2 protein-coding genes are annotated in these 2,080 nt (G+C 70.9%); both read left to right on the top strand.

Going from position 1 to position 2,080, the window contains the following annotated elements; genetic code table 11:
• A partial coding sequence (locus tag IE312_RS28945) for a UTP--glucose-1-phosphate uridylyltransferase (protein ID WP_229900552.1) occupies positions 1–848 on the top strand: 848 nt, incomplete at its 5' end.
• 109 nt (positions 849–957) lie between these two features.
• The gene (locus tag IE312_RS28940; RefSeq protein ID WP_189985248.1) at positions 958–1,986 is read left to right on the top strand and encodes a ParB/RepB/Spo0J family partition protein; all 1,029 of its coding nucleotides are present in this window, start codon (positions 958–960) and stop codon (positions 1,984–1,986) included.
• Positions 1,987–2,080: the final 94 nt, after the last annotated feature.

Below are 2,080 nucleotides of genomic sequence, written 5' to 3'. Positions count from 1 at the left end.
GCTTCCTGCCCGCCACCAAGGCCACTCCCAAGGAGATGCTGCCGGTGGTGGACAAGCCGGCCATCCAGTACGTCGTCGAGGAAGCCGTCGGCGTCGGGATGCGCGACATCCTCATGGTGACCGGGCGCAACAAGCGTGCCCTGGAAGACCACTTCGACCGCAACTGCGAGCTCGAACTGGCCCTTGAGAAGAAGGGCGACACCGACCGGCTCGCCGCCGTCCACGCCCCCACCGAACTCGCCGACATCCACTACACCCGGCAGCGCGACCCGCGCGGCCTGGGGCACGCCGTGCTGTGCGCCGCCCCGCACGTGGGTGACGAGCCCTTCGCCGTCCTCCTCGGTGACGACCTCATCGACCCCCGGGACCCGCTCCTCGCCCAGATGCAGCAGGTGCGGCGCCGGCACGGCGGATCGGTGATCGCACTCATGGAAGTCGCCCCGGAACGCAGCCACCTGTACGGCTGCGCGGCGGTGGAGCGCGAACACGGGAGCGACATCGTGCGGGTCACCGATCTGGTCGAGAAGCCGGCGCCCGGTACCGCCCCGAGCAACCTGGCCGTCATCGGCCGCTACATCCTCGACCCCGCCGTCTTCCCCGTCCTGCAGCGCACTCCGCCCGGACGCGGCGGCGAGATCCAGCTGACCGACGCCATCCGGACGCTCGCCCACGACGGACACCCCGTGCACGGGGTCGTCTTCTCAGGGCGGCGCTACGACACCGGGGACCGCGCCGACTACCTGCGGGCCGTCGTCCGGATCGCCGCCGACCGCAGCGACCTCGGCCCCGACTTCATCGAGTGGCTGCACGAGTTCCTGGGCCACGACCCGGCGGCGCTCACCGTCTGACGCGTCCAACTGGGCCCGGATCGCCGGTTGCACGCCGACATCTTCAGCGAGTTGGCGATGTCGTCGTCGTCCCACTGAGCCGGATGGATAACGACAGGAGACCCTCCGTATGGTCCACGAACGAACACCGAGAAGCGTCAGGACGCAGAAAGGAAACCCCGAACCCGAGTACCAGGTTCCGCTGACCGCGCTGAAGGACGTCGTCAAGGTCAGGCTGGACGGACCGGACGACCGGCACACGCGGGCGCTCGCCGAATCCGGCGACTTCCCGCCGATTCTGGTCCATCGCCCCACCATGGCGATCCTGGACGGCGTCCACCGCTACCACGCCGCACGCCTGCGGGGTGACACCCGGATAGCGGTGCGGTTCTGCGACGAGCCACTGGAGCAGGCCTTCGTCCGCTCGGTCCGCGAGAACATCCGGCACGGTCTTCCACTGACGCAGTCCGACCGTACGGCGGCGGCCCGGCGGATCCTGGCGGCCCACCCGCACTGGTCGGACCGCGCCCTCGCACAGGTCGCCGGACTGTCCCCGAAAACCGTCGCCGACCTGCGCAAGGGCGCGCAGCGGGCGACCGGTCCGACACACCGTCTCGGCCGCGACGGACGCCTGCGTCCCACCGACGCGGACGAGCGGCGCCGGCACGCGGCAGAGATCCTGCGCAGCGAGCCGGACTCCTCGCTGCGCGAGGTCGGACGTCTGGCCGGCATCTCGCCCAGCACGGTGCGGGACGTCAAACGCAGGATCGAGAACGGGCAGGAGCCCGTTCCGCGCAGGTCCGCGGGAACCGCCGCCCGGGCCTCCGGGACGGGGGAGCACACGGCACCGTCGCCCCGCCGGGACACGGTGACGGCGGCGGAGGGAACGGATCCGGCGGATTTCCCGACGCTGGTGAAACGCCTGTGCAGTGAGCCCTCACTACGGCATTCCGCCGATGGACGGCTCCTGCTGCGCCTTCTCGACCTGCACCTGGCGGCACAACGGAGTGCCGCCCGGATCGCCTCCGCGGTCCCGGCGCACCAGATCACGACGGTCGCCGTCGTGGCCGCCCGCTGCCGGCAGATCTGGCAGGACATGGCGGCGGGACTCGAAAGCAATCGGTGCGGCCCCGACGACCTGGCCGCAGTGAAGAACTGAGAACGAAGAGAGGACAGCATGTCTGTTGTCGATGGTGTGTCGGAGGGGGCGGTTGCCGCGGGGTCGGGGCCGTCCGGTGCGGGTGGTCCGTCGG

The sequence above is a fragment of the Streptomyces capoamus genome, from assembly GCF_014654935.1.
GTDB classification, from domain to species: Bacteria; Actinomycetota; Actinomycetes; order Streptomycetales; family Streptomycetaceae; genus Streptomyces; species Streptomyces capoamus.
The sequence above is the reverse complement of the archived record's forward strand: the minus strand, read 5'-3'. Positions and strand labels throughout refer to the sequence as shown.

What these genes read in the sequence shown, in the direction of transcription:
- IE312_RS28940 (WP_189985248.1), top strand. Translation starts at nt 958, where the DNA reads ATGGTCCACGAACGAACACCGAGAAGCGTCAGGACGCAGAAAGGAAAC.